26 protein-coding genes and 1 pseudogene are annotated in these 26,741 nt (G+C 71.0%); 13 read left to right on the top strand and 14 right to left on the bottom strand.

Annotation, left to right across the window (positions count from 1 at the left end):
- The 5 genes from ACWEPL_RS57765 to ACWEPL_RS57745 form a co-directional block, all read right to left on the bottom strand.
- A partial coding sequence (locus ACWEPL_RS57765; protein ID WP_452441696.1) for an endo-1,3-alpha-glucanase family glycosylhydrolase occupies positions 1 to 2,030 on the bottom strand: 2,030 nt, incomplete at its 3' end.
- A 207-nt stretch (positions 2,031 to 2,237) separates the two neighbouring features.
- Positions 2,238 to 2,702 carry an SPW repeat protein gene (locus ACWEPL_RS57760; protein ID WP_350739461.1) on the bottom strand — a complete coding sequence of 155 codons (465 nt, stop codon included), beginning with the start codon at positions 2,700 to 2,702 and terminating at the stop codon, positions 2,238 to 2,240.
- Positions 2,703 to 2,794: 92 nt separating this feature from the next.
- Positions 2,795 to 3,472, bottom strand: coding sequence for a cation transporter (locus tag ACWEPL_RS57755; RefSeq protein ID WP_452441695.1), 678 nt, complete (start codon positions 3,470 to 3,472; stop codon positions 2,795 to 2,797).
- A complete protein-coding gene (locus ACWEPL_RS57750) occupies positions 3,469 to 3,840 on the bottom strand; it encodes an ArsR/SmtB family transcription factor (protein ID WP_452441694.1) in 372 nt (123 codons plus the stop codon). The genes ACWEPL_RS57755 and ACWEPL_RS57750 overlap by 4 nt, the downstream gene beginning before the upstream one ends.
- 91 nt (positions 3,841 to 3,931) lie before the next feature.
- Complete coding sequence (locus ACWEPL_RS57745; protein WP_350739470.1) at positions 3,932 to 4,291, bottom strand: winged helix-turn-helix transcriptional regulator; 360 nt, start codon at positions 4,289 to 4,291, stop codon at positions 3,932 to 3,934.
- Between the two features lie 109 nt (positions 4,292 to 4,400).
- Here ACWEPL_RS57745 and ACWEPL_RS57740 point away from each other — a divergent pair, with 109 nt between their 5' ends.
- The 4 genes from ACWEPL_RS57740 (at position 4,401) to ACWEPL_RS57725 (ending at position 7,807) form a co-directional block, all read left to right on the top strand.
- The gene (locus ACWEPL_RS57740) at positions 4,401 to 4,886 is read left to right on the top strand and encodes a luciferase domain-containing protein (protein ID WP_397373786.1); all 486 of its coding nucleotides are present in this window, start codon (positions 4,401 to 4,403) and stop codon (positions 4,884 to 4,886) included.
- 14 nt (positions 4,887 to 4,900) lie between these two features.
- Positions 4,901 to 5,815 (top strand): NADP-dependent oxidoreductase, encoded by a 915-nt coding sequence (locus tag ACWEPL_RS57735; RefSeq protein ID WP_452441693.1) that lies wholly within the window; start codon positions 4,901 to 4,903, stop codon positions 5,813 to 5,815.
- 34 nt (positions 5,816 to 5,849) lie between these two features.
- On the top strand, positions 5,850 to 6,626 hold the full coding sequence (locus ACWEPL_RS57730; RefSeq protein ID WP_363972805.1) for an Fpg/Nei family DNA glycosylase: 777 nt from the start codon (positions 5,850 to 5,852) through the stop codon (positions 6,624 to 6,626).
- A gap of 173 nt (positions 6,627 to 6,799) precedes the next feature.
- A complete protein-coding gene (locus tag ACWEPL_RS57725) occupies positions 6,800 to 7,807 on the top strand; it encodes a GDSL-type esterase/lipase family protein (protein ID WP_452441692.1) in 1,008 nt (335 codons plus the stop codon).
- A gap of 108 nt (positions 7,808 to 7,915) precedes the next feature.
- Here ACWEPL_RS57725 and ACWEPL_RS57720 read toward each other — a convergent pair.
- Positions 7,916 to 8,239, bottom strand: a pseudogene (locus ACWEPL_RS57720) (GDSL-type esterase/lipase family protein); the annotation flags it as partial.
- Entirely contained in the window at positions 8,223 to 9,116 is an 894-nt protein-coding gene (locus ACWEPL_RS57715) for an NAD(P)-dependent oxidoreductase (protein WP_452441691.1), read from the bottom strand. The gene ACWEPL_RS57715 and the pseudogene ACWEPL_RS57720, both read right to left, overlap by 17 nt.
- A gap of 146 nt (positions 9,117 to 9,262) precedes the next feature.
- On the opposite strand from ACWEPL_RS57715, the gene ACWEPL_RS57710 reads away from it, so the two are divergent.
- Positions 9,263 to 10,087, top strand: coding sequence for an alpha/beta fold hydrolase (locus tag ACWEPL_RS57710; RefSeq protein WP_452441690.1), 825 nt, complete (start codon positions 9,263 to 9,265; stop codon positions 10,085 to 10,087).
- Positions 10,088 to 10,230: 143 nt separating this feature from the next.
- On the opposite strand, the gene ACWEPL_RS57705 is transcribed toward ACWEPL_RS57710, so the two are convergent.
- Positions 10,231 to 11,508 (bottom strand): aminotransferase class V-fold PLP-dependent enzyme, encoded by a 1,278-nt coding sequence (locus ACWEPL_RS57705; protein ID WP_452441689.1) that lies wholly within the window; start codon positions 11,506 to 11,508, stop codon positions 10,231 to 10,233.
- A gap of 202 nt (positions 11,509 to 11,710) precedes the next feature.
- On the opposite strand from ACWEPL_RS57705, the gene ACWEPL_RS57700 reads away from it, so the two are divergent.
- From ACWEPL_RS57700 to ACWEPL_RS57685, 4 genes are all read left to right on the top strand, one after another.
- Positions 11,711 to 12,109: a hypothetical protein gene (locus ACWEPL_RS57700; RefSeq protein WP_452441688.1), complete on the top strand. Its 399-nt coding sequence runs from the start codon at positions 11,711 to 11,713 to the stop codon at positions 12,107 to 12,109.
- Between the two features lie 92 nt (positions 12,110 to 12,201).
- Positions 12,202 to 13,290, top strand: coding sequence for a PLP-dependent cysteine synthase family protein (locus ACWEPL_RS57695; protein WP_452441687.1), 1,089 nt, complete (start codon positions 12,202 to 12,204; stop codon positions 13,288 to 13,290).
- Positions 13,287 to 14,552, top strand: a complete 1,266-nt coding sequence (locus ACWEPL_RS57690) for an MFS transporter (RefSeq protein ID WP_452441686.1) — start codon at positions 13,287 to 13,289, stop codon at positions 14,550 to 14,552. Before ACWEPL_RS57695 ends, ACWEPL_RS57690 begins: the two co-directional genes overlap by 4 nt.
- A 45-nt stretch (positions 14,553 to 14,597) precedes the next feature.
- Entirely contained in the window at positions 14,598 to 14,954 is a 357-nt protein-coding gene (locus ACWEPL_RS57685) for a BlaI/MecI/CopY family transcriptional regulator (protein ID WP_363972829.1), read from the top strand.
- Positions 14,955 to 15,063: 109 nt separating this feature from the next.
- Here the strand turns inward: ACWEPL_RS57685 and ACWEPL_RS57680 are convergent, their stop codons facing one another.
- Positions 15,064 to 16,569: a phosphoesterase gene (locus tag ACWEPL_RS57680; protein ID WP_452441685.1), complete on the bottom strand. Its 1,506-nt coding sequence runs from the start codon at positions 16,567 to 16,569 to the stop codon at positions 15,064 to 15,066.
- Positions 16,570 to 16,785: 216 nt separating this feature from the next.
- On the opposite strand from ACWEPL_RS57680, the gene ACWEPL_RS57675 reads away from it, so the two are divergent.
- Entirely contained in the window at positions 16,786 to 18,354 is a 1,569-nt protein-coding gene (locus tag ACWEPL_RS57675) for a M28 family metallopeptidase (RefSeq protein WP_452441684.1), read from the top strand.
- Between the two features lie 180 nt (positions 18,355 to 18,534).
- On the opposite strand, the gene ACWEPL_RS57670 is transcribed toward ACWEPL_RS57675, so the two are convergent.
- On the bottom strand, positions 18,535 to 19,566 hold the full coding sequence (locus tag ACWEPL_RS57670; RefSeq protein WP_363972838.1) for a LacI family DNA-binding transcriptional regulator: 1,032 nt from the start codon (positions 19,564 to 19,566) through the stop codon (positions 18,535 to 18,537).
- A 322-nt stretch (positions 19,567 to 19,888) separates the two neighbouring features.
- On the opposite strand from ACWEPL_RS57670, the gene ACWEPL_RS57665 reads away from it, so the two are divergent.
- The gene (locus ACWEPL_RS57665; protein WP_452441683.1) at positions 19,889 to 20,467 is read left to right on the top strand and encodes a DUF4232 domain-containing protein; all 579 of its coding nucleotides are present in this window, start codon (positions 19,889 to 19,891) and stop codon (positions 20,465 to 20,467) included.
- A 79-nt stretch (positions 20,468 to 20,546) separates the two neighbouring features.
- Positions 20,547 to 21,224 (top strand): YqjF family protein, encoded by a 678-nt coding sequence (locus tag ACWEPL_RS57660; protein WP_452441682.1) that lies wholly within the window; start codon positions 20,547 to 20,549, stop codon positions 21,222 to 21,224.
- 7 nt (positions 21,225 to 21,231) lie between these two features.
- Here ACWEPL_RS57660 and ACWEPL_RS57655 read toward each other — a convergent pair whose 3' ends face one another.
- The 4 genes from ACWEPL_RS57655 to ACWEPL_RS57640 all read right to left on the bottom strand — a co-directional run bounded on the left by ACWEPL_RS57655 (position 21,232) and on the right by ACWEPL_RS57640 (position 25,681).
- A complete protein-coding gene (locus ACWEPL_RS57655) occupies positions 21,232 to 21,498 on the bottom strand; it encodes a hypothetical protein (RefSeq protein WP_452441681.1) in 267 nt (88 codons plus the stop codon).
- A gap of 63 nt (positions 21,499 to 21,561) precedes the next feature.
- A complete protein-coding gene (locus tag ACWEPL_RS57650) occupies positions 21,562 to 22,425 on the bottom strand; it encodes an SDR family oxidoreductase (protein ID WP_363972847.1) in 864 nt (287 codons plus the stop codon).
- A 59-nt stretch (positions 22,426 to 22,484) separates the two neighbouring features.
- Positions 22,485 to 23,666, bottom strand: a complete 1,182-nt coding sequence (locus ACWEPL_RS57645) for a hypothetical protein (protein ID WP_452441680.1) — start codon at positions 23,664 to 23,666, stop codon at positions 22,485 to 22,487.
- Positions 23,667 to 25,228: 1,562 nt separating this feature from the next.
- Positions 25,229 to 25,681, bottom strand: a complete 453-nt coding sequence (locus tag ACWEPL_RS57640) for an effector-associated constant component EACC1 (RefSeq protein WP_452441679.1) — start codon at positions 25,679 to 25,681, stop codon at positions 25,229 to 25,231.
- 182 nt (positions 25,682 to 25,863) lie between these two features.
- On the opposite strand from ACWEPL_RS57640, the gene ACWEPL_RS57635 reads away from it, so the two are divergent.
- Positions 25,864 to 26,526, top strand: coding sequence for an MBL fold metallo-hydrolase (locus ACWEPL_RS57635; RefSeq protein WP_452441678.1), 663 nt, complete (start codon positions 25,864 to 25,866; stop codon positions 26,524 to 26,526).
- Positions 26,527 to 26,741: the final 215 nt, after the last annotated feature.

Here is a 26,741-nt window from a genome sequence, read left to right as displayed (position 1 = left end):
CTCGGCCACAGGCAGAAGCCGTCGTGGTGCTTGCAGGTGAGGATCACGCCGGTCATCCCGGCGGCCTTGAGCGCCCTGACCCACTGGTCGGCCGCGCGGTAGTGCAGGTCCTGCACGTACGGCGTCGCGCTGATCGCGTACGGCGAGACCACCTTCGCCACCACGGCCGAGCTCCTGGTGACCGAGGCCGAAGCGGTGCCCGCCTTCAGCGGGAACGTCTTGGCGGACACCCCGGCGGGCGCGTCGTAGGTCTGCGTCGTGCCGCCGATCGTGACCGACACCTTGCCCGCCGCGGTCAGCATGGTGAGCACCTCGACGGTGTCGCGGGCCGCGGTGCTGCCGTCACGCAGCTTCATGAGCTTGGTCTGCGCGTACGACGGATCGGCCGCGACCGGCTGGACCCGGTGGGTCAGGTACGCCGTGTCGTTGGTGATCTTCGGGCAGCCGAGCTTGTAGCAGGTCAGGTAATAGGCGCTGATGTCGAGATAAGTCCAGCCGGCGTTCCTGGAAGGGGCGAACTGGGTGTTCTCCGAGTAGTCGTTCCAGGTGGTGAGCTGCACCCACTCCGCCTTGCCGTCGATGGCCCCCTTCCAGGTGGCCCGCAGGTTCTCGGTGTTGCCCGCCTCGTCGAAGATGCTCTGGTTGGGACGCTCGTCCTGGACGGACACCGGCTGCATCCAGATCTTGCCCATGCCGTGCGCGCGGTCGATGTTCGTCGTCAGAGCCGCGTTGGCCGCGGGGCTGCGGCTGCCCCAGTTCGAGAAGCCGTAGCTGATGGAGGCGAAGGCGTCGCGGTGCTTGTTGAAGTCGACGAACGTGGGCACCAGGGCGACCTTGATGCCGTGCTGCGTCTCCATGGTCTTCATCCAGTCCGACCACCAGGCGGCGGTGCGGCCTTCGGCCTTGAACGGCGCGACGACGAGGCGGTCGTCGGCGAGCCGGTAGACCGACTTCGACGCGGCCAGCTTGGCCATGGCGGTGGCGAAGGCGGGGCTGTCCACCGAGGACAGGCCGTTCATGTCCGGCATGAGCACGATCTTGAAGCCGGGGTCCACGGCCTCGGCCGCCTTGACGAGGTTCTGCACCCGCGTCCACTGCGCGCTGGTCACGGAGAGGATGTCGACGGTGAAGCCGTCCAGGCCCGCGGCGATGGCCTGCCGCACCTCGGTCTTGAGGTCGGCCAGCGCGTAGTCGCCCGTGATCGGGTCGCGTCCCAGCGGCCGGTCGCGCAGCAACCCACCGTAGGCGGCGTGCTTGCCGCTCTCGCCGTCCGGCTTGAGGTAGTTCCTGGCGTAGTAGTCGCCGGCCGGAGCCTGGTTGTCGAGGGAGATCGGATAGGGGCTGAAGTAGTGCGCGAACACCTTCTTGGCCGAGGCCCGCAGCGCCGCGGTGCCCGCCAGGGTGAAGGGCAGCGGCCCGCCGGTCTGCTCTTCCCCGGTGCCCTCCGTATAGGTGACCGTGAGTTTCGGCCCCCGATCCCCGCTCTCGCGCGAGGACATCAGGACGGTCGTGGTGGCGTCGGTCCCGGTGAGGGCGAACGCGTACGTGCCGTCACCCTTGACGGCCGACGAGACGTCCAGCTTGGCCGTCGCGCCGGCGGTGAAGCCGGTGTGCGAGCCGATGACCGGCGCGCTCAGCGCCGGACGGGTGTTCCAGGTGGTGGCGGCCTCCGTCCAGGCGCCCGTCACCGGGCGGACGGAGACGGTGGTGTCCGTCGTTCTGGCCGAGACCACGTCCAGCGTGACCTTGACGTCCCCGGCGTCCTGCGGGATGCCGGCGACCTTGAAGCGGGTCAGGGCGGCGCGCTGCCCCGCGGTGGCGCCGCCGCACGCGGTGCCGCAGACGCTCACCCAGGTCGCGGTCGCGAAGCTCTTGGCCGGCTCGGCCTGGCTGACGAACACGTCCTCCGCCGCGGCGAACGTCACGCTGACGGGGGCGACGGCGGACGCCTGCGCGGGGGCCACAGCGGCTGTCGCCAGCATGGCGACGCCCGCCGCCGCCCCCAATAACGTCCGATATCGGTTGGCCATGAAACTCCCTTGCCTTACGGTACGGCCCCGCCTCGGCGGGGCCGTCTTGCACGGCCAAGGATGGATCATGCTCAAGCGTCGGATCCACACTTTTCGGATAACTCACAGGTGCCGGACAGTCGACTGCGTCCCCTTCTCCTCCAGGAGACGGGACGCAGTCGGCGGCGTGCCGCTTCTCGGTACGGACCGGCGGTCCGCCCGGAGGCGTCAACGCCGACGTAGGGACATCGAGCCCAGCATGACGCAGGCCAGGCCGCATGCGACGATGACGATCCCCGTGATGACGTTGTTGATGATCGTGCCGGCGCTGGCTGTGTGCGGCGGCAGCACCCACGGGGCGATGATCGTCCACACTCCGATGACCGGTACGACAAATGCCAGCCCGTGGATCCTGCCGTACGCCGAGGCTATCCCGGCCGCCAGCAGCGCCAGGGCGATACCGGTGATCAGATTGTTGACGGTCAGGGTCGAGCGCCCGAAGAATCCCACCACCCATGGCGAGATGGCGAGATAGAGACCGCTCAGGAATGTCAGTCCGCTGACGGACTGCCCCGACGGGCTCTGCGCAGCCATGTCGTATTGAGCTCGCAGGGCCGCTATGTCCGGGTGCTGACCCATGTCGAGTTTCGGATGGAGTGGACTATCAGCCATGTCCCACACCACCTTCCCCATACCGCGTGGAGGTTTGAATACGTAACCCCTTCCCCCACGGTCACGCCAACGCGCCCACCAGGGTCAACATTTCTCCAAATCGCTTGCCGCGCCTATGACGGCGAGCAGCAACCGGCGGCGCAGCCGTCCGGCTCGGCGCCGGCGGGCACGGCGCAGCAGGCGTCTCCGCGCCAGGCGTCGCGCCCTTCCTTGACCGCGACCGCGGCGATGACCAGGGCGGCGATCGGGTCGGCCCAGGACCAGCCGAAGGCGCTGTTGAGCGCGAGCCCGGCCAGGAGCACCCCCGACAGGTAGGTGCACAGCAGGGTCTGCTTGGAGTCGGCCACCGCCGAGGCCGAGCCCAGCTCACGACCGGCGCGGCGCTGGGCGTACGACAGGAACGGCATGACGGCCAGGGACAGGGCGGCCAGGATCAGACCCGGGGTGGAGTGTCCGGCCTCCCCCGCGCCGAGCAGGGCGCGTACGGCGTCGACGGTGACGTAGGCGGCCAGGGCGAAGAAGGAGATCGCGATGACGCGCAGCGCGGCCCGCTCGCGGCGTTCGTGGTCGGCGGCGGAGAACTGCCAGGCCACCGCGGCGGCGGAGGCGACCTCGACGACCGAGTCCAGCCCGAAACCGATGAGCGCCGTGGAGGAGGCGATGGTCCCCGCGGTGATGGCGACGACGGCCTCGATCACGTTGTAGGTGATGGTGGCGGCGACCAGCAGCCGGATCCGGCGCCGGAGCACGGCGCGCCGGGCCGGCGCCGGGCCCAGGTTCTGTGCGGTCACGACCCGGCCTCCCCCACCGGGGCGGGGCGCAGGGTGACCGCGTGGCCCGTGGCGGCCAGCAGCTGCTCGGCGGAGGCCAGCAGGTCCATCAGCTCGGGCCGGGTCAGGGAGTAGAACGACTGGCGGCCTTCGGCCCGGTAGTCCACCAGGTCGCAGTCGCGCAGGCAGGCCAGGTGCTTGGAGACCGTGGACTGGGCCAGCCCGAGCTCGGCCGTCAGGTCCACCACTCGCGCCTCGCCCCTGGCCAGGCGCTGCACGATGCGCAGCCGGGTCTCGTCGGCCAGCGAGTGGAACAGCGCCGCCGCCGGAGGGACCCCGGCGGCGATGTCGGTACTGACACAGCGGCCACCGTCGTCATCAATCGCCATATGGCGATGATAACGCGGATGAGCGATCGCTGCCATCAGGTGACCCGGCGGTCCGGCCGCGGCACCCGTCAGCGCGCGGCGCAGGGCCCGGTCAGGACGCGTCGTAGCGCACGCGGGCGGCGGCCACGTACTCGCGGTGCCGCTCGGCCCATTCGATGAGCCCGGCCACCTGGGACGACAGCGTCCGGCCGACCGGGGTCAGGTCGTAGTCCACCCGGGGCGGCGAGGTGGGGGTGACGGTGCGCTCCACCAGCCCGTCCCGCTCCAGGCTGCGCAGGGTGAGGGTGAGCATGCGCTGGGAGATGCCCTCGATGGCGCGCTGCAGCTCGGAGTAGCGCTTGGGGCCGCCGCCGAGCAGGTCCATCACCAGCACGCTCCATTTGTCCCCGACGCGGTCGAGGATGTCGCGCAACTGGCAGGACGGGTGGTGCTCGCCGACCGTCTCACGCACATCGGTGTGCCTAACGCGGGTCAAAGTGCCTTCTTCCGTCATGACGGCATTCTGGATCAGACTCGATGCGCGCACAAGAAGTAACCAGCGCACAGAAAGTGCTGTTGTGATGAGCATCGACTTGACCGATCCCCCACCCCGGCCCGGCCCTCGTCCGCGGACCACGGGTCTGGAGATCCCGCACGACCAGCTCGACCAGTTCTCCCCGCCGCGTATCAGGGCCGCCCTGGTGGCGGAGGCGCAGGCGCTGGCGGGCGTGTTCACCGGCCCCAGCCAGGTGTCCGAGCCCGCTTCACTCGCGCTGCGGCTGCGCGAGCCCGCCGGGCCGTGGGCGGCGTTCCTGCACCCCAGCCGTGACGAGTTCGGCCACATCCACCGCTCGGGTTTCCTGCACCTCACGGTGCCCGCGCCGCTCATCGATCCGCTCGAACGGGCCGGGTGGATCGAGCCGCATCCGATCAGCCGGCGCCCCGAGTGGCCCGACACGATCGTGATGCTTTACGCCCCGCGCGACGAGGCCGAACTGGCCGTCGCCCGCGCCGTCCTGCGCGCCTCCTGGCGGCAGGCCACCACAGCTTCCACGGAAACGGAGTGATCATCATGCGTGCCATGGCTTTCACCGGCTTCGGCGCCGACCTGGCCGCCGCCGACCTGCCCGTGCCGGAACCGGGTCCCGGCGAGGTGCTGGTCCGGGTGCTGGCCTCCTCGGTCAACGGTTTCGACCTGGGCGTGCTGGGCGGCTATCTCAAGGGCGTGTACGACTACGAGTTCCCGGTCGTGCTCGGCAAGGACTTCGCCGGCACCGTGGCGGCCGTCGGCGAGGGCGTGACCGGCCTGACGCCGGGTGCGGACGTGTTCGGCGTGGTCATGCGCCCGACCCTGGGCCAGGGCGGCTTCGCCGAATACGTGGTGGTGAGCGAGCAGTACGGCCTGGCCAGGATCCCCGAAGGGCTCGGCCACACCCGCGCGGGCGTGCTGGGGCTGGCCGGGACCGCCGCGATCGACGCCGTCGACGCCGTCGCCCCGGCACCGGGCGAGACCGTCCTGATCTCGGGCGCGACCGGCGGCGTGGGCGCGTTCGCCATCCAGCTGGCCGCCGCGCGCGGCGCCAGGGTGATCGCCACCGCCAGGCCCGGCGCCGAAGCCGCCTTCGTCACGGGACTGGGCGCCACCTGGGCCGTCGACCACGCCGATCTGCCCGCGCAGGTGGGCGCGATCGCGCCGGGCGGGGTGGACGCCGCGCTGCACCTGGCGGGCGACGGCCCGGCGGTCGCCGCCCTGCTGGCCGACGGCGGGCGGCTGGCCTCCACCCTGCACTACGTGCCCGACGAACCAGGCCGCGACCTCAAGGCCACGGCGGTGATGGCCGACCCGAACCCGGACACCCTGGCCCGGCTCGCCGCCGACGCGGCCGAGGGACGCCTGCGCGTGCCGGTGGCCCGCGCCTACCCGCTGGCCGAGGCGCCGCGCGCGGTCTCCGACTTCACCGCCGGCACCGTCGGCAAGCTCGCCGTCACGATCTGAGCAAGTAGGCGGCCCTGGTGGGCAGGGTTTCCCCATGCCGGAACTCCCCGACGTGGAGGGCTTCCGCCAGGTGCTGTCGGAGCACACCGGCGAGCCGATCAGGGCCGTGCGCGTTCGCGACCCCGGGGTCCTGCGCGGCATCGGCGCCCGGCGGCTGGCCGCCGCGCTGCGCGGACACCGGTTCGAGCGGCCGCGGCGGCACGGCAAGTGGCTGATCGCGCCCGCCGGCGGGCCGGTGCTGATGCTGCACTTCGGCATGACCGGCTCGCTGTCCTGGCACTCCCCCGAGGAGCCGTGGCACCGGCATGACCGGGTCGTCTGGCAGTTCGACGACGGGGAGCTGCGCTACCGGGACATGCGCAAACTCCAGGGCATCCGCCTCGCCGCCGACGAGGCCCAGGCCGAGCGGGTGCTCGGCGGCCTCGGCCCGGACGCGCGCGAGGTGTCGTACGCGTGTTTCGCCAGACTGCTGTCGGGTCGCCGGGGACGGCTCAAGCCGGCGCTGATCGACCAAACGTTCCTCGCCGGCCTGGGCAACCTGCTCGCCGACGAGATCTGCTGGCACGCCGGCGTCGATCCCCGGCGTGCCGTGGCAGCTCTGGACGAGGCCGCACGCGCCGCCTTGTACGGGGCGATGCGCCGGGTCCTGCGCGTGTCGATCAAGGCCGGATGCGTGCCCGCACGTGACACCTGGCTGACCGGCGCGCGCGACGAGCCCGGCGGTCCCTGCCCGCGCTGCGGCACACCCCTGTCCCGCTGCCGGATCGCCGGCCGTACGACCGTCTGGTGCCCGGTTTGCCAGCCTCTCTGAAGGCATGAACCTTTCACCGGGTACGCGCCACTGACCTGCCCGGAAACGCGCCGCGCGAACGATCTCGTTGACGGTCGTTCATGACCGAGAGTCCACTGGTGCGCAAGCCCTCTGCCGGCCATCACGGTCGCCGACCGGCTCGCACCCATCGTCGCCCCCAGGATCGGACTCCGATGAGGACACGGCTGCTGCTCAGCACGCTCGTCATCGCCCTGGTCACAGCGGTCACGCCGCGGGCCGAGGCGGCGACGGGCGACGGCTCCCCCACCGACACCAACATCTCCTTCACCGGGCGGTGGGACACCACCGCCTCCACCGCGTACGTGCCGTACTGGGCGGGCGCCTACCTCACCACCGGTTTCACCGGCAGGACGGTCAGGCTGAACCAGCGCAACACCATCGACCTGTACTACAGCGTCGACGGCGGCGCGTGGGTCTACATCCAGAACGTACGCGGCTCGGTCAACCTCACCCCCACGCCCCTGGCCGCGGGGAACCACACCTTACGCGTCTCCTACCGGGTCGTCGCCGGGTCCTACCACGGTGACGCCGTCTTCCAGGGCCTCGTGCTCGACCCCGGGGCCACGACGTACGCGATCGCGCCCCCGTCCAAGCTGATCGAGTTCGTCGGCGACTCCATCACCGTCGGCACGACCACCTCCAAGAACGCCCTGACCGCGTACGGCTGGCTCATCGGCGAGCGCCTCGGGGCCCGGCACACCCAGATCGCCCAGGGCGGCGCCTGCCTGGTGGCGACCGCGGACGGCTGCGTCGGCCTGGAGGCGCGCTTCCCCAAGCTCAACCCCAACGCCGCCACCCCGGACTGGAACTTCTCCCGCTACCAGGCCAACGCGGTCGTGATCAACTTGGGCACCAACGACGTGGGGCACGGCGTGAGCACCACCACTTTCCAGGCGTCCTACACCCACCTGCTGCAGGAGGTGCGGGCGGCCTACCCCGGGGCGGCGATCTTCGCGCTGGAGACCTTCACGAAGCGGTACGCCACGCAGACCCGGGCCGCGGTCACCGCCCGCAACTCCGCGGGCGACGCCAAGGTCTACTACGTCCCCACCGAGGGCTGGCTGACCAGCGCCAACATGTCCGACAACGTCCACCCGAACGACAGCGGCCACGTGGTCATCGCCGATCGCCTGGCGCCGATCATCAGCGCCAGGCTCTGAGGGACGGCGCCTGCGCTCCGAGCAGGCGGGCGAGGCCCTTGACGATCTCGGCGGCCAGCACCGCCTGCCCGGCTCGAACGCCCGCCCCGTCGAGGTCTCGACGGCCGCGTAGTCGGGGTCGGGCCTGAACAGGTCGTTCGCCCCGCAGGACACGTGGACCAGGTCGGAGCCGAACTCGCCGAGCCGGTCCAGCTGCGTCCGCACCGTCCGCGAGGCGGTCGCGCCGACTTCGGCGGCCTTCAGGTAGGCCAGATCGGGATGGATCCGGCGCAGCACGTCCGCGACGCGATCGGGCCACCCCAGGCCGGCGCATCCGGGGCTCGGGTCGCCGGTGCCCGCCGCCAGGCTGTCGCCGACGGTGGCGAAGCGCCCGGCCGCCGCCGCGGGAACGCACGGGGTCGGTGGTCGGGGACGCTCAGGCGGTAGCGGGATCGTCGTCGAAGCTGGCGTAGTAGGCGGCGGCCATGTCCTCGTCGCCGTGGCCCTGGGCGGCGGCGCGGTCGAAGCGCGCGGCCCCCGCGGCGGCGACGTCGAGGCGGACGCCGTGCTGCTCCCCCGCCTCGACGATCAGGTGGGCGTCCTTGGCGGCGGTGGTGACCGCGAAGCTGGGCGGTGTGAGGCGGCCCTCCAGCACCAGGCCGGCCTTGACGCGCAGGTAGCCCATGTCCAGAGGGCCGCCCTCGATGGCGTCGAAGAAGCTCTGCGGGTCCACGCCGAGCGCCTTGGCCAGGGCCAGGACCTCGCCGGCCGCGTTGGTGGCGGCGAGGACCCAGCTGTTGGCCACGAGCTTGAGCCGGGTGGCGCCGGCGGCCGCTCCGTCCTCGCCGGTCCACACGGTGCGGGCGCCGACGGCGTCGAACACCGGTGTCACGCTCTGCCGGCCCTCGCCGGGTCCCGCCGCCAGGACGAGCAGCTGCCCGGCCTCCGCGGGCTGGCGGGTGCCGAGGACGGGCGCGTCGTAGAAGACCAGCCCGTGCTCGCGGGCGAAGGCGGCCATCTCGCCGATCGCGTCGAGGCCCGCGGTGGTCGACTGCACCCAGGCGGCGCCGGGGCGCAGGGCGGGCGCGGCCTGCCGCATCACCTCCAGCACGGCGGCACCGTCGTAGAGCATGGTGAGGACGACGTCGGCGTCGCGCACGGCGTCGGCGGGGGTGCCGGCGACGTGCACCCCCTCGGCGGCCAGCGGTTCGGCCTTGTCCTTGGAGCGATTCCAGGCGCGGACGGCGTGGCCCGCGCGGGCGAGGTTGCGGGCCATCGCGGCCCCCATGATCCCGGTGCCCAGAACGCTCACGGTGAGGTTGTCGGCCATGAGGTCGCCTTTCTATCTTGTCGTGCCCGGTTCAGGACGAGGATCCGTATCCGGCTACCCTTCCCGGCAGCCCGCACGCTAACTTGAACATCAATGTTCAGGTTATGATCCTCGAACGGTGCCGAACATATTCCAGGAGGGGCGCCATGACGACCGGCCACGCGGGACAGCTCGCCTTCGAACGGCGAGGGGAAGGGCCGCCGGTGGTGCTGTTGCACGGCATCGGGCACGACCGCCACGGCTGGGATCCGGTGACGGATCGGCTGACGCCTCACCATGAGCTCGTGCTGGCCGACCTTCCCGGCCACGGCGGCTCGCCGCTTTCCCACGGCGGCGGCCCCCTCGGGGTCATCGAGCTGACCGATCGCGTGGAACGCCTGCTGGACGAGCTCCACCTCGATTCCCCGCTGATCGCCGGCAATTCCCTGGGCGGCGCGATCGCGCTGGAACTGGCGCGCCGGGGCCGGGCCCGAGGCGTGGTCGCGCTGGCGCCGATCGGCTTCTGGTCGCGCCTGGAGGTCGCCTACGTCGTGGCGGCGTTGCGCGGCTCCCGTGGCCTGGCCCGCCTGCTCGCCCCGCTGCTGCCCGCGCTGGTGCGCCGCAGCGTGGTACGCGCCACGATGATGGGCCTGTACGTCGCCCACCCCCTCCGGCTCAGCGCGGACGAGACCCTGCGCACCATGCGCGCCTTCGCCGACGCCCCGGGGGTGCGGGCGATCCTGCCGTACAGCAGGCGCTACCTCTTCGGCAGCGGCCGCGGCATCGATCAGGAGGCGATCACGATGGCCTGGGGCACCCGGGACCTGCTGCTCATCGGCGGCCAGGCCCGCCGGGCGCGGAGGCTGCTCCCCGCCGCCCGCCACGTCAGGCTGGCCGGCAGCGGGCATGTCCCCATGCCCGACGACCCCGCCGGCGTGGCCGGCCTGATCCTCGCCCAGGGCCGGCGGAAGCCGTCAGGCCGCTCCTCGTAACGGCGAGCCCTCGAAACGGCGGGTCCTCGTAACGGCGCGTCCTCGAAACGGCGCGTCCTCGAAACGGCGCGTCCGACGCCTCCGGCCGTCGCACAGGCCGCCGTCCGGCGAGCCGGTTCGGATCGGACAGGCGGGCCGGCAGGTCAGGGTGCGCGGAGGTCGCGCAGTGCGGCCGCGAGCCGGTCGATGTCAGCCGCGGACGTGAACAGGGCAGGCGTGACGCGGACGCCGCCACCGCCCGCCATGCCCGTCCGGGCGACGGTGAAGATCCGATGGTCGCGCATCAGGCGGTCGGCGATGGCGATGTTGCCGGCCTCCGTGGTGAGCCCGCGCAGGCGGAAGGCGGTGATGGCGCCGTACATGCCGGGCTCGTCCGGGGTGAGGATCTCCACGTTCGGGACGTCGCGGAGCGGGCGCACCCAGCGGTCGCGCAGGAACCGCAGCCGGGCCTGCTTCACCTGCGCCCCGAGGGCGTCGTGGAAGTCCAGGGCGGCGTCGACGGTGAGGAAGGGCGCGACGTTCATGGTGCCGGAGTGGACGCGCGAGCGGATGTCGGCGGCGGTGTAGGTCTCGTCGGCGTAGAGCGGGTCGATGTCGCCCAGGCGCTGCTCGCGGACGTAGAGGAACCCGGCGCCCAGCGGCGCGCCCATCCACTTGTGCAGCGAGAAGACGGCGAAGTCGGCGTCGAGGTCGGGGAGGGTGAAGTCGAGCTGCCCCCAGGAGTGCGCGGCGTCCACGATCACGTCGACGCCCCGGTCGCGGGCCATGGAGACGATCCGGCGCACCGGCGTGACCAGGCCGGTGCGGTTGTTCATGTGGCTGAGCAGGAGCAGCTTCGTCTTCGGGTGCTCGCGCAGGGCGCGCTCGTAGGTGTCCAGCACCGCCTGGCAGGTCGCGGGCTCGGGCATGACGATCCGCGCGACCTCGGCTCCACGCCGGTCCTTCAGCCAGTTCATGGCGTACTGGCCGCTGTGATAGTCCAGGTCGGCGTACATCACCTGATCTCCGGGACGCAGGAGGCGGTAGCCGGAGATCAGGTTCTGCAGGGCCTCGGTGCCGCCCCGGGTGAGCGCGATCTCGTCCCTGGTGACGCCGAGCATGCCCGCGAGGCGATCGCGGATCTTGTCGGCGCCGGCCTTGTACGTGGTGCGCAGCAGGTGCGAGTTCCGCTCGTTGAGCAGGTCCACGTTGCGGTGGTACGCCTGCCGTACGGGCTCCGGCATGACGCCGTAGTAGCCGTTCTCCAGGTTGACGAAGTCCGGGTTCACCCGGAACCGGCGGGCGACGGCGGCCCAGAAATCCTCGTCCCGGGCCAGCCGCTCGGCGGTGACGCCGCGCCGGACGGCCGGCGGTCCGGCGGCGACCGGAGCGGCGGCCAGCGCACCGAGTCCGGCGACGACCCGGCGTCTCGACACGGTCATGGACGGCTTCACCACCTGGCATCAATGGGACACGCGAATCCCCAGTGTGGCGTCGGTCGCGGAAAACTGCGGGTTCATTTCCCCGTGTCGGCAGCAGGTGCGGCGGATTGCCCCGCACTCTCCATAAAGCGCCTTACGGCTTTACCGGAATCTTTGAATTCTCCGGGCGCGGCCGGCGGCCTCGCGGGCATTATCACCGGTGATGCTCACGACACGGACCACCCGTTCCCGCCGTCCGCCCGGCTGGCCGGCGGCGCATGCGGTGCTCGCGCTCGTGCTGCTCATCGGCGTGGTGTTCGCCCATGGCGGCGCGTGCGCGGCCGTGGAGCTGTCGGAGCCGGTCGCGCACAGCGTCGATCTGAAGAACACCGCCGTCTACAGCGCGCGATGCCTGCACCGCGAGCTGCCGCCGCGCCACCAGCACGGCACCGAGCAGGACTGCTCGGCGACCAACCCGGCCGACACGCCGATCTTCGCGGCGATGTCCACGGCCTCGTCCGTCCCGTCGGCGCAGGCCGCCGCGGCGGCCACGACAGTCCCGGCGCGCGCCGCCGGGACCGCCGCGCCGTATCTGGAAAATCTCTGCGTGATGCGCATATAGGACCGCGACTTCCATCAGCCGTCCATGTCCGTCGGATTCGCGGCCATTCGGTCATACCGCGAATCGCGCCATTCACTTCGGGGATTTCACCAATGTCATCACCAGCTACTTTTGCGCGTCCGCAGAAGACGTCGCCCACCGGTTTCTCGTCGCTTTCCCTCGCCGTCGGCAATACGCCGCTGGCATTCATCTCCGAGCCGTTCGTACCGGGAGGAGGGTTCTGGGCCAAGCTGGAAGGGTTCAATCCGGGCGGCATCAAGGACCGGCCGGCCCTGCACATGGTGCGCCAGGCCAGGGCCCGAGGGGACCTCCGGCCGGGGGCCACGATCATCGAGTCCACCAGCGGCACCCTGGGGCTCGGCCTGGCCCTGGCCGGGATCGTCTTCGGCCATCCGGTCGTGCTGGTGGGCGACCCCGGCATGGAGCCGCTCATGTGCCGGCTGCTCTCCTCCTACGGCGTACGCCTCGAGATCGTCCGCGAGCCGCACCCGGCCGGCGGCTGGCAGGAGGCCCGCCGGGAACGGGTGCGGCGCCTGCTGGCCGACATTCCCGGCTCCTACTGCCCCGACCAGTACAACAACCCGGACAACGCCGACGCCTACGCGGGGCTCGCCCACGAGTTGCTGGGCCGGTTGCCGCACATCGACACGCTGGTGTGCTCCGTCGGCACCGGCGGGCACAGCGCCGGCATCCACGGCGTGCTCCGCCGCCATTTCCCGCGGCTGAAGCTGGTCGGCGTCGACACCGTCGGCTCGACCATCTTCGGCCAGCCCGCCCGGCCCCGCCTGATGCGCGGGCTCGGCTCCAGCATCCATCCCCGCAACGTCGCCTACGACGCCTTCAGCGAGGTGCACTGGGTCAGCCCGGCCGAAGCGGTCTGGGCCTGCCGAGCCCTGGCCGCCGGTCACTACGTCTCGGGCGGCTGGAGCACGGGCGCGGTCACCCTGGTGGCCCGCTGGCTGGCCCGCACCGCGCCTGACCAGACCGTCGTGGCGGTCTTCCCCGACGGGCCGTGGCGCTACTGGAACAGCATCTTCGACGACGACTACTGCCACGCCAACGGCCTGCTCGGCACGGTCCCGGCCGAGGAGCCCGACCTCCTGCGCGAGCCGGCCGAGCGGGAGGTGCACCGCTGGACGCGCTGCGCCACCGTGACCGACCCCCTGGCAGGCCGGCGATGAGGGACACGCTGCGGCAGTTCCGCTCCTTCGACCGGCCGGTCCAGCTCCTGCAGATCAACCAGGCGGGCATCAACCTCGGCTTCTACACGCTCATGCCCTACCTCGCCCAGCACCTCTCGGCCGGCGCCGGCCTGGCCGCCTGGACGATCGGGCTGATCCTGGGCCTGCGGAACATGAGCCAGCAAGGCATGTTCCTGATCGGCGGCACCCTGGCCGACCGGCTCGGCCACAAGCCGATGATCATGCTCGGGTGCGCGCTGCGGACCGTCGGATTCGCCCTGTTCGGGCTGACCACCTCGCTGCCCCTGCTGGTCCTGGCCGCCGCCGTGACGGGCTTCGCGGGCGCGCTGTTCAACCCGGCCGCACGGGCCTATCTGGCCTGCGCGGCCGGGGAGCGCAAGGTCGCCGCCTTCGCCGTGTTCAACGTCTTCTACCAGGGCGGCATCCTGCTGGGCCCGCTGGCCGGCCTCGCCCTGCTGCACACGGGGTTCACCGCCGTGTGCCTGTCCGCCGCGGCGATCTTCGCGGTGCTGACCGTCCTTCAAGGGCTGTGCCTTCCGGCCCGGCGTGCTCCCGTGCCGGAGGAGCGGCAGCCGGTGCTGCGGGAGTGGCGGCGGGCGTTCGGAGACCGGGCGTTCGTCTCCTTCGCCGCGGCGATGATCGCCTCGTACGCGCTGTCGTACCAGATGTATCTGGCCCTGCCGCTCGAGGTGCAGCGCCTCGGCGGCGGCGAGGCGGGGGTGATGGCCCTGTACGCCCTCTCGGCGCTGCTCGGCATCGCCGGCCAGGTCCGCCTGACCGCCTGGAGCTCGGCCCGGTGGACGCGCGGCCAGGCGATCAGCCGCGGCCTGGCGCTCATGGGGGTCGCCTTCCTGCCGCCCGCGGCGCTCGCCCAGCCGGCTCTCGCGCCGGTGTGGGCGATGGTGCCCGTCGTGATGTGCGTGCTCCTGCTCACCCTGGGCACGCTGGTCGCCTTCCCGTTCGAGATGGCCACCATCGCCGACATGGCGGGAGATCGGCTGATCGGCACCTATTACGGGCTGTACAACCTGCTGTCCGGGCTGGGGATCCTGGCCGGCAACCTCGTGGCCGGCGCTCTGGTCGACACGGCCCGCTCCACGGGGTGGGCCGGCCTGCCGTGGCTGCTCCTGGCCGTCGCGGGGCTGGCCTCCGCCGCGGCCGTCAGACGGCTGGACCGGCGCGGCCGGCTCTCCCCCGGCGGCCGGACCGCCGTGCTCGGCGACCGGCCGCAGGCGGCATAGGGGCGGTAATCTGCTAGCCGGCGCAGGACACGGCAGGGGGCGACGGTGCGGCTGGGCAACCTGGAGCGATCGGTCATGGAAGCTCTGTGGGAGCATCCGGACGGCATGTTCGCCCACGTCCTCGCGGCCCGCCTGCCGTCGCGGCCGGCCACCACGACGGTGCTGACCGTCCTGATGCGGCTTTCCCACAAGGGCATGGTCTCCCGCGAGCGCGTCGGCCGGGCGCACCTCTACAAGGCCACCGCCGGCAAGGACGCGTTCGTCGCCGAGGCCATGCGGGCCGCGCTGGACGAGGCGGGCGACGTCTCGGCGGCCGTGCAGCGCTTCGTCGGCACGGTGACGCCGGAGGTGGCCGCCGCCTTGCGGGAGGCGCTGGGCGAGCGGGACGGATCCGCGCCGTGATCGTCTGACTGGTCGCGCCTCCGGTCTGCGTCACCCTCTGACGACGGGGGTCGAGGACGGTGGCGGGATGACCGGGCGCCGCGCCGCGCCCGGTCATCCCAGCTTGGCGTCAGCGCTCGATGAACACCGGGTTGGAGTAGAACCACAGGTCGGCCCACGGGTCGGAACCCTTCGGGTCGGGCTGGGGCTCGAGCTCGTCGGTGTTGGTGCCGCGGACGCGGACGTACATGGGGCCGTCGATGTCGCGCACCGTGTGACGGACGACGATCTCGTCACCGTCGCGCCGCCACTGGCCGGCGCCGTAGCGGGCCTCGACCTTGGTGGTGGGGTTGGTGTCGGAGGAGCGGTCCTTGGCCGGGCCGGTGACCCGGCCGGTGATGATGTCGACCCGCTTCACCTGCGGGCGCTCGCTCTTGGCGTTGGCGGTACGCGGCACGCGGAAGCGGACCTCGACCTCGGCGTCACGGTCGTTGCCGCGCAGCGTGAGGGTCTCGCCGACGCTGACGGTGTTGCCCTCGGCCTGGCCCTGCGCCTGGCCGGCGCGGGAGACCGTGAGGTCGAGCTGGTCGATCAGGTCGCCGATGACGACGAAGATCCGGCCGCTGCGCAGACCGTCGAGGATGTCGGCGTAGTCCCAGCCGGCGTGCACGTACGTCTTGGAGTACTCGCCCGGCCAGAAGTCGCTGCCGCCGTCGCTGTAGTGCCGGTGGGAATCGGACGTGGAGGTGATCCACCAGCGGCGCCCCTCGCCGAGCAGCGAGTCCCACAGGCCGCCGAGCCGGGCGGTCATCTGGTCGAAACCACCCATCGTGGGGTAGTTGCCGTAGCCGCCGCGCTCGCCGTCCGGGTCGATGCTGCCGTCCTTCCTGAGCGTGCCGGCCTGGTGGCCGGGGGCGCCCTCGAAGCCGTGCGCGATCTCCGGCGCGGTGTCGTTCCAGTTGCGGAACTCCGCCGGGGTGTCCTGGCCGTAGACGCCCAGCCCGGAGGCGGAGCGGGCGGGGTGGTTCGCGAACAGCAGCGGCTTGTGCGGGAGCTGCCGCATCACGCGCAGCGCCTCCAGCATCTTCTGCTCGGTGTCGAACGTCGGGTCCGCGGGGAACGGGTCACGCTTGGAGAAGCGGCTCTCCAGCTGGAACAGGATGTCGCGCTCGGAGGACACCTTCGGGATGATCAGGCTGGAGTGGTCGGCCGCGGGCGTGTCCAGCTCCATGCCGTAGAACTGCAGCACCCGCGGCACGGACCGGCGCGCCTCCAGCAGGCTCGGGTACCTCTGCTCCGCGTCCAGCTTGGAGTGCAGCGGGCCACCGTGGTCGGTCGACACGATCCAGGCGAGCCCGAACTGCTGCGCGTGCGTGGCGTTGACCGACAACGGGTAGATCGCGTCCCCGCCGATGATCGGCTTGGGCGGGGTGGTGGAGTTGTCGTACCCCACGCTGAACTCGCTGTGCACATGGTGGTCGCCGGGCAGCCAGCGCCGGCGGCTCCCGCCGGGGCGCCGGTCGTCGGCCCAGGCCGGACCGGTCAGGCCGCCGACGGCGACCGCGCCGACCAGTCCGCCGGTGACGGCGAGCAACCGCCGTCGTGTCACGAGCTCGTTCTCTGGAGAAGCGGACATCGAGGATAGTTCCTCTCAAAAGGGCGCTATATGTCCGCACGAGTCCATCCATCACACGTGACGCGCCATCAACGGATCCCCGGCCTCGAGAAGAACAGTCGGAGACCGGCGGCTGTGCGATTCGGGTCTTCCCGAGGGCGGGTTTGGCGGTCTACGTTCTCCTATGCCGCCGATTCGGGCAGAATGCACCGATTCCTGCGAGTCAAAGGAGCTCATATGCGCATCACCTCGCGCCGAGGTGCGTACCGCGTCCTCACCATGACAGCGGCGCTCGCCTTACCTCTCTCGCTCGTCCCCGCCGCGGCGCAGGCGGACCCGGGACCGAACGCGGCGCAGAAGAAGCTGATCGACTCCATCACCGCGCCCGCCGTCAAGAAGCATCTGCAGGCCCTGCAGACGATCGCCAACGCCAACGGCGGCAACCGGGCGGCCGGCACGAGCGGGCACGCGGCCTCGCGCGACTACGTCGTCAGCAAGCTCAAGAAGGCCGGCTACACCGTGACCGTGCAGCCGTTCGACTTCGCCTTCTTCGAGGAGAAGTCGACCGCCCTGCTGGAGCGGACCTCCCCCAACCCGCGGGTCTTCGCCCCGACCCCGCCCGACGGCTCCTCCGTCGGCGAGTTCGCCACCATGAGCTACTCCGGCTCCGGTGAGGTGACCGGGACCCTGCAGAACGTCGACCTGGTCCTGCCGCCCGGCCCGACGCCCAGCAGCTCGAGCTCCGGCTGCGAGGCCTCCGACTTCGCCGGCTTCACGCCCGGCAACATCGCCCTGCTCCAGCGCGGCACCTGCAACTTCGTCGTCAAGGCGCAGAACGCCCAGGCCGCCGGAGCCGCCGCCGCGATCATCTTCAACGAGGGCCAGCCCGGCCGTACCGACACCCTGCTCGGCAACCTCGGCGAGCCCGTGTCGATCCCCGTCCTGGGCGCCAGCTTCGCCGTCGGCCAGGAACTGGCCTCGGCCACCAGCGTGGTGCATCTCAAGACCGACACCATCAGCGAGATCCGTACCACCCACAACGTGATCGCCGACTCCAAGTGGGGCGACCCGAACAAGGTCGTCATGTCCGGCGCCCACCTCGACTCCGTACCGGCCGGGCCGGGCATCAACGACGACGGCTCCGGCAGCGCCGCCACGCTCGCGGTGGCCGAGGCGCTCGGCAAGGTCCCCACCCGCAACAAGCTGCGCTTCGCCTGGTGGAGCGCCGAAGAGCTGGGCCTGCTCGGCTCCACCGACTACGTGGACACCCTGCCGGCCGCCGACCTGGCCAAGATCAAGCTGTACCTCAACTACGACATGATCGCCTCCACCAACTACGCGTTCAAGATCTATGACGGTGACAACAGCGACGCCGTCGGCTCCCCCGCCGGCCCGCCCGGATCCGACGAGATCGAGAAGCTCTTCGAGAAGTACTTCGACACGCTGCGCCAGGGCCACAACGGGACCGACTTCGACGGCCGCTCCGACTACGGACCGTTCATCGCGACCGGCATCCCGGCGGGTGGCCTGTTCACCGGCGCCGAGGGCATCAAGACCGCCGAAGAGGCCGCGCTGTTCGGCGGCACCGCCGGCGAACCGTACGACCCCTGCTACCACCAGGCCTGCGACACCATCGCCAACATCAACGACAAGGCGCTCGCGCTGAACACCGGCGCCATCGCCACGGCGACCGTCGTCTACGGCTTCACCTCCGACCTGCCCGGCCCCGACACCCGCGCGGCGGCCACCACCAAGCGCGCCGCCACCAGCGCCGGCGCCGACCTCCAGGGCCGGTCGAAGGGCTGAGCGAACGGGCGCGCCGTCCCCAGGCCGACCGAGGCCGACCTGGGGACGGCGCCTCACGGTGTCGCCGGTTCGAACCGCTTCACGGTGACGGCTCCCCCAGTACCTGGGTGCCCGCCGCGGCCAGCAGCGCGGCGACGGCGGCCGTGGCCCACCTTGAAGACCTTCACCCCGCGCCGACCGTCACCGACGCTTCGGCGGAGCGGTGCTGCCGCGGACGATGAGCTCCGTGGCGAATTCGACGCGGTGCTGCGGCAGCGATGTGCCCTGGGCGAGTGCCACGACCATTCTGGTGGCAGCGATCGCCATCTCGGTGAGCGGCTGGCGGATCGTGGTCAGCGGCGGGACGGCCCAGCGGATGGAGGGCAGGTCGTCGAAGCCCACGACGCTGAGGTCGTCCGGGATGCGCAGCCCGAGCTCGTGAGCCGCGCGGTAGACGCCCAAGGCCTCGCCGTCGTTGCAGGTGAAGATGGCGGTGGGCGGGTCGGGCAGGCGCAGCAGCCGATGGGTGCAGGCCAGGCCGTCCTCGATCTGGAAGTCGCCCCGGCAGATCAGCTCCGGGTCCACGGGCACGCGCTCGGTGTCCAGGGCGGCGCGGTAGCCGTCGAGCCGCGCCCGGCTCGACAGGGCGTGGTCGGGGCCGGTGATGACGGCGATCCGGCGGTGTCCGAGCTCCAGTAAGTGCCGGGTGGCCGAGAGCCCACCGGTCCAGTTGCCCGCGCCCACGGACGGCACCCGGTGACCGGGGTCGCCGGTCGGATCGAGGAGGACGAGGGGGATCTCGCGGCGGGCCAGCCGCTCCCGCTGGAGCTCGGTCAGGCCGGAGAAGACCGCGATGACGCCGGTCGGTCGGTGGCTGAGCACGCCTTCGAGCCAGTCGCTCTCGGGGATGTGGCTGCCCTGCAGCTCGGAGACCGACACGGTCAGCTGGTGCTCGCGCGCCACCTGCCCGACTCCCCTGATGATCTCCGTCGGGTATTCGCCCGCGAGTTCGTGGAAGACCAGCTCCACCGCGGCGGCCGGGTCGACGCGCCGCCGCTGCCTGCGGTAGCCGTGCTCGCGGATGAGGCCCTCGACCAGCGCGCGCGTCTCGGGCGCCACCGCGGAGCGGCCGTTGACCACTTTGGAGACGGTCGCGGCGGACACACCGGCGAGCCGGGCCAGCTCCGCCAATGTCAGCGGCTGTGCGCCGGACGACTCCCCGGTGGCGATCATGGCCGTAGTTTAGGACATCGACGTGGGCCGGCCGGGGTGCGGCGCGGCGGGTCGCGCCGCACCGCGGGCCTCCTTCCCCAGCGGGGTCAGCAGGTGGAGCTGGGCAGACGAGATACCACAGGTTCTGCGGCGCGGCCCGGTAGCCGGTGCCGATCGGGGTGCGGTCCAGGTAGCAGTGGGTCGCCGAGCCGGCCTGCGACCGGTCGGTGAAGCTCAGGTACACCAGGTCGTAGCCCGAGGCGTTGGCGGTGCTAAGGAAAGCTCCAAGCGACCACCGTGACGGCGTGCCAACAAAACACGCGTGAGGCTCATCCAACAGAGCATGCAGCGATTCAAACGTGCCGGATCGGCGATGACGGCGAGCGCACTGCTGACCTTGGCCGTCTGCGGCCTCCCGGCGTCCGGTGAGGCCACCGCGGTCAGTGCGCAGGGCCCGGCGACCACGAACGTCGGCCTCGCGGCGGCCTCCGCCCGCGGAGAAGGGTCGGCGCCGGGGCGCTGCCGTACCGAAGCCCTCTCGGCGCACCTCGGGCGGCAGGATCCAGGGGCGGGAAACGTGTACGCGCCGCTGGTGCTGACCAACACCTCCGCCCAGAGCTGCTGGGTGTACGGCTTCGTCGGGCTGGTCATGTTCGACGGCAACGGCGACGCCATGCGTACGCGGGTGCGCAGGGAGAACGTCCGGCCCCAACGGGTGGTGCTGAAGCCGAAGGCCTCCGCCCACGCCCGGCTGCACTGGGTGATGGTGCAGACCGGAGCCGAGAAGCGATGCCCGACCTCGGCCCGCCTGATGATCATCCCTCCGGACGAGGTGGCCCACCTGGAGATCCCGTTCACGGCGATGGCGTGCGACTCCGGGCGGATCGACGTCCGGCCGCTCGCCCCGGGCGCGCGAGCCTGACAGCCTGTTCCCGCCCGCACGACGAGGGCAGAGGTCCAGGGTGCGAGCTCCACCGTCGCCCCGCGTCCACCGGCCAGTGATGTACCACCGTTGGTCGGAGATCACCTTCATCCACTGGCGCTATCCGCCCGCGTACGTGCAGGCTCTGGTGCCGGGCGGCCTCACGGTGGAGACCTTCGACGGGGCGGCGTGGGTCGGGCTCACGCCCTTTCTCATGCGAGGCGTCCGGTTTCCCGGCCTGCCCGCCTTCCCGTGGCTGTCCACCTTCCCCGAGACGAACCTGCGCACGTACGTCCGCGACCCTCGTGGCCGTACCGGGATCTGGTTCCTGTCCTTGGACGCCGGACGCCTGCTCGCGGCCCTCGGTGGCCGCGGCGGCTACGGGCTGCCCTACTTCTGGTCGGACATGTCGGTGGACACCGGGGACGGCCGCACCCGCTACCACTGCCGCCGGCGCCGGCCCGGCCCGGCCGGCGCGCGGTGCGACGCGGAGGCGGAGCGAGGGGCGCCCCTGGCGGAACGCGAACGCGACGAACTCGCGCACTTCCTGACCGCCCGCTACCGCCTGTTCACCGTCGTGGCGGGTCGGCCGGCCACCGCGCAGGTGGAGCATCCGCCGTGGCCGCTGCACCACTCTCACCTCATCGGCCTGGACCAGGACCTGATCCAGGCCGCGGGGCTACCCACCCGCGAGGAGCCTCCCGTCCTGCATGCCTCCCCTGGAGTGCCGGTACGGGTGGGGATGTGGACCTGGTGACCACGGTTTACGCCGCTTCCGCGGCCTCTCCGACTTGCTGCAGGCTGGGGTGGCGGTGCTGGCCGGCCAGCAGATGGCCGATGGCGACGATGCCCACGACGGGCCACTCCACGATCTCCAATATCCCCAGAGAGACCAGGACCGCGTAGAAGACGAGGTGCTGGGGCCCCGGCATGGGCACCGTACCTACCACAGGCAAGGCGATCCGCCTGCCGTGCTCCGTCTTGATGGGCTCGCTCTTGGCGGACTCTCTCTTGGTGGGCTCGACGACCATGACGGCCCTCCTTCGGTCGACGACTCACCCTTCGCCTGCCCTCCGTCAGACCCGGTAACCCGCTCAGCCGGGCAGGGTCTCCCCGCCGATGGGGGCCAGGACCTCGCCCGTGTAGTACGACGAGAGGCGCCCGGCAGCGAAGAACACGTACGACGGGGCGATCTCGTCGGGGTCGGCGGCCCGCCGCATCGGGACCTGCCGGCCGAACTGCTCCACCTTCTCCTCCGGCATGGTCGCCGGGATGAGAGGAGTCCAGACGGGGCCCGGAGCCACCGCGTTGACCCTGATGCCGCGCTCCACGAGGCTCTGCGCCATCGAATAGGTGAAAGCGTTGATCGCACCCTTGGTGGTGGCGTAGTCGATGAGCGCCTTGTTGCCGCGCAGCCCGTTCACCGATGACGTGTTGATGATCGCCGAGCCCTCGCGCAGGTGCGGCAGCGCCGCTTTGGTGATGCGGAAGTAGCTGTGAATGTTGACGTCGAAGGTGTGCTGCCACTGCTCCTCCGACAGCACTTCCAGCGATTCGACGGGCTGCTGGTAGGCGACGTTGTTCACCACGATGTCCAGGCCGCCGAGGTCCGAGACCGCCCGTTCGACGACGGAGGCGCAGTGGTCGCGGTCGGCGAGGTCGCCCGGGATCAGCACACATCGCCGGTCCTCCGCCTCGACCAGCTTCAGCGTGTGCGCGGCGTCCTCGTGCTCGCTCAGGTACGCGATCGCGACATCCGCGCCCTCCTTGGCGAAGGCCACGGCCACCGCCCGGCCGATCCCGGAGTCGCCTCCGGTGATCAGGGCGCGCTTGCCTTCCAGCAGTCCGCTGCCGGTGTAGTGACGCATCTCGTCACGTGGCTCGGGCTCCATGCGTTCGGTGTGCCCCGGGTATGGCTGTTTCTGTGCGGGTGGCGTACTGTCCGGTCGTTCTGGCATGGCTCGCGCATGCCCGGACTCGCCCGGGATTAACGTCCGTGAGCCGGCGCCGGGTGGTGCTAGTGGCCGGACGAGGCAAGGGGGAAGGTGGTGCGCCCTTCCCCGGTGCGCGGCTCCGCCTGCCAGAAGAGGCGGTGGATCTCCGCGGCGTTGGTCAGCGGGTGATGCTGGAACGTTCCGGCCTGGCGGACGTGCTTCCCGCGGGCCGAGATGGCCAGACTGATGGACAGGGGTGCGACGAGGGCGTTGCCGTATCGCAGCCACTCCTCAGCCTTGTCGGTACGTCCGGCGGCGCGGTAGTCGCGGGCCACTCGCCGGCAGATGTCCGCCGGGATGGCGCCGAAGAAGTAGTCGCCGTGACAGGGAACCGGCCCGATGGCGATCTCGGGCAGAACCTGCCGGACCCGCTGCAGGAGCTGATTGCCCTCATGGAAGGCGTTCCGGTTCACCAGCAGGATGCCCAGCTGCAGGTTGGCCCGGGCGTATCGGTCGGCGCAGGGACCCGCGACACAGAGCGCGTCCGCGGCCTCCCACAGCGCCGCTCCGCGAGGGCCGAACCAGTCGCGCATGCGCTCGTGGGTGAGGCTCTTCTTCTCGCCGATGGCGGTCAGCGCCGCGTAGGTGGCCTCTTGCTCCACGGGCTGCGGCAGTTCCAGCAGCGGCTGCGGGCGCGCGGGAAGGGTCTCGGTCGGCTCGCGGGGCCGGCTCTCCGCAGCCGGCCAGTTGTCCGGGACGAGGTCGGGCGTGCGGCCGTCCCATTGCTTCATGACCTGGTCGACGAACAGGTCGGCCAGTGAGTCCGGTGAGGAGCCGGGCGCCGGCACGGTCAGGCTCTCCAGCGGGGACACCGGGACCGACACCATCACCGCGCCGCCGTCGGCGCTGTCGCCGTCACGGGTCTTCGGCGGGGGCTGCGCAGGCGGGACGGCGGCGGGACGGCTGGGGTTGGAAGGACCGCCCGGGCCGGGGTGGGAAGGGCTGCCCGGGCCGGGGTGGGAAGGGCTGCCCGGGCCGGGAACGGGTTCGGGCTGATCGCGGGCCGCCGGTGTCTCCGGTGCCTCCGGTGCCTCCGGTGCCTCCAGCAGGGCCGAATAGTGCTGGTGCCACGCCATTTTGCTGCCGAGCACGACCTCGGGGTCCAGGCCGGTGTTCTCCACGTACCGCCGGCACGCGGTGAAGAACTCCGCCGCCCACCTCCAGCGGGGCGGGTTCTTGCGCGCGCCGGTCAGGACGTTTTGCACGGCGGTTTTGCTCAGCCGCCGCCCTGACAGTCTGACAATCTCACCATATGACGGATTTCCGGCCTTTTGTCGAAGTGCGACCAGCGCCGCCACGCAACGGGCCGCCGGCGTCGCGGCCGGAGGGATTTCACGCATGGGCGATCTGCACCGCCAATCCTGATCGCCATTGAAGGAGGAAGTGCGGCTCCGATTCTTCCGTATCGGCGCAGAGCCGAATGCCCTACGCGTTTCCCCCGTCAAGCACCGGATCATCTCGGAACGGTCTTAACCTGGGCGTTTATCGTGGCGTCGACCTCGCGACAGAGGTGTTCCGGAACGATCCGGAACGATGTGGAACGGCGCGCGAGCCCCAAGAGAGGCCGTGGTCCGAAACGATCCGGAACGATCCCTTTCCGGTCGCCTGTGCCCCATGTGATAGGAAAGGGCTTTCCGATATCAGCTCGTTCCGAATCGGTCTGTTCCGGTCTTCCTGATCGTCACGACGGTGACGGGCGTCGAGCATGGGATGGTGAACATCACCCATCTCGCCTTACGGCGGTCGCGCGGCCTGTGACGCGCCGGCGTCACCGGCTTCGCACGCAGCCCCGACCTGGCCCGCACCGGCCGAAGGTCACGGCAACTGCGACTTGACCGCACCGGGGGCGAGAGATCCCCGCGAATCCTTCGCATGAAGCCGGTTTCCGCAGGTGGGCCTATCGATGCCGAGCAATGGGGAAACTCGGGCATCTGGTAGCTCAACGGTCACTCAAGGTGAGACGCTTCGGACTGTGGCGATTTGGTTGCGAATGTTGGGACTGCGGGGTTAGGTGTGACTCGACAGACTCCGGAACGGCGACCCGGACCTGGAAAGGGGTGGCAACCGGCCACCACTTCTGCGCGACGGTCGGGGTAACCGAAAGGAGACATGTCACGGCTCGCTGCTGGATACCGTCCCATGCATCACAAATGAGGCGGAATGTCCGAAGCGGGCCTTTTCTCGTTATCAGACGAAATCGTCTGACGAAAAGGTTGAAAGGAGAACGATGCCGGAAACGCCCCCCGAATCTGGCTCGGGCCGCGAGCCCGAGCCGGCGAGCCCAGAGCCGCCACCACCCTCCACCTGGATCGGGGAGGTGGCGCGGATGGTCCGGGATGTAGTTGACAGTACCCCCCGGACCATCCGCCTGTGCATCGTCATCGCGGTTGCCGCCGCGGCGTGGTTCCTGATCAAGTAACCACTTGATGCACCGGTGATGCAGGCCCCAGGCTAAGTCGCCACCCGAGACCAGATGCCCGGTTTAGCAAGATCGCGGGCTTCTTGTCCACAAAAGTGGCGACTTGTCCTGGGGCCTTTGCGTGCCGTTCACCCATGGCGCACGAGAGAAAGATCCTTGCCCCCGCCGCCAACGGACAAACATTCCGCCGTGATCGCACAGCGTACGATGCGCCGTCGCCGGTCCCCAACCCTCCCCGGCAATTTGCTGAAATTCGCAAATGCACATGCATCTGGGATGTGCAGGACGGTGATCGGCGTCCGAGAGCTTCGGCGCACAGCCGGCAATCAGGGTGGTTCGGCGGCGGGCTCAGCTGCCCGGGAGCTCCGGAGGCTTGCGGCCGTCCCGCAACGCCGACTCGATCTGCCTGGCCAGGGCGAGCGTCTGTGCCGGGCTCAGCGCCCTCAGGCCGGTGGCGGTCACCTGCACCTCAGGCCCGTCCTTGCGCTGCTTCACGGTGATCTTCACGTCGGTTCTGCGGTACCGCAGCCAGGCGATCACCATGCTCGCCACGGCCGCCACCACCTCCGGCGCGTCGGCCAGCACCTGCACCGCCTCGGCCACCGGCCCCAGCGCCCCGTCGGGAGGCGGCTTCTCGACCAGCCGGAGCGCGGCGCGCAGCTCGGGCTCCCGGCGCAACCAGGCGTACAGGTCCCGCACCTCGTCCGGCGAGTCCGGCGAGTCCGGCGAGCCAGATGAGTCGGTTGGCTCCGCCACCAGCAGCGCGCCCCAGTCACCGCCGTCAGGTCGTTGCGCCATCATGGCCCCTTCCAGGCTCGCGTGCGCGGCCCCCGCACCACGACCGGTATCCAGATATCGCCCCGCCCGGCCGCACCACGACCGGTATCCGGATATCGCCCCGCCCGGCCGCATCGCTACGGGCGGACGGGGGCGCATGACGGTCCAGCAACGCCTGGTATTTCGGCACCGACCACACCGGCCTGGTGATCGTCCGCACCTCGGACGGGCTGATCATGCTCGACGCCCTCACCACTCCGCAGGACATGCAGAGCCAGTTCCTCGACCAGGCCGCCGCCGGCCTCGACCCCAGGGACATCCGCTACGTCTTCCTCGGCCACCGCCACGGCGACCACATCGGCGGCGCGAACCTGCTCCGCGACGACCACGCGCGCCGGGCCAAGTTCGTCATGGGGCGGCCGGATGCCGACGCCGTCGCGAAGGACCTGGCCGAGCTGCGGGCGCACCGCCACGAGTACACCGAGGAGGAGTACCGGGCCCGCCTGGCGCGCATCCCCAGCCGGATCGACATCACGGTCGAGGCCACTCCCGGTCACACCGTCGGGATGAGACGCATCCGGATCGGCCGGCGCACGGAGGCCGTCGCCATCCTCGCCCCCGGCCACACCGAAGGGCAGATGCACGTCATCGTCCCCGTCGTCCACCAGGGCGAGACCCACAAGCTCCTGGTCTGGAGCGGCAACGACAACGCCGACGTCGCCGCCCAGTACGCCGTCTCCGCCGACTACGTCCAGGGCCTGGCCGGTCTGGAGGGCGCGGACACCTTCATCAACACCCACGCCTACCAGGGCGGCATCTTCGGCCACCTACGCGCCCTCAAGGCGAACCCGCGGCGCCCAACCCGATGATCATGGGTAAGTCCGGGGTCCAGCGGCACGTCGAGATCTTCGGCCACGCTCACCGCGCGCTCGCGCAGCGGTTGATCGACGGCACGTGGAAGCGGATGTAGCCGAGTGTCGGCTCGGCCACCCGCCCGCGAGCGAGGTGGTGAACGACGAGACGGCCACGTTGCTCTTCGACGTGATCGGCCGGCTGGAGAAGAGCATCCTCGCCCGCGACTGCC

The sequence above is a fragment of the Nonomuraea sp. NPDC004186 genome (genome assembly GCF_053603495.1).
The sequence above is the reverse complement of the archived record's forward strand: the minus strand, read 5'-3'. Positions and strand labels throughout refer to the sequence as shown.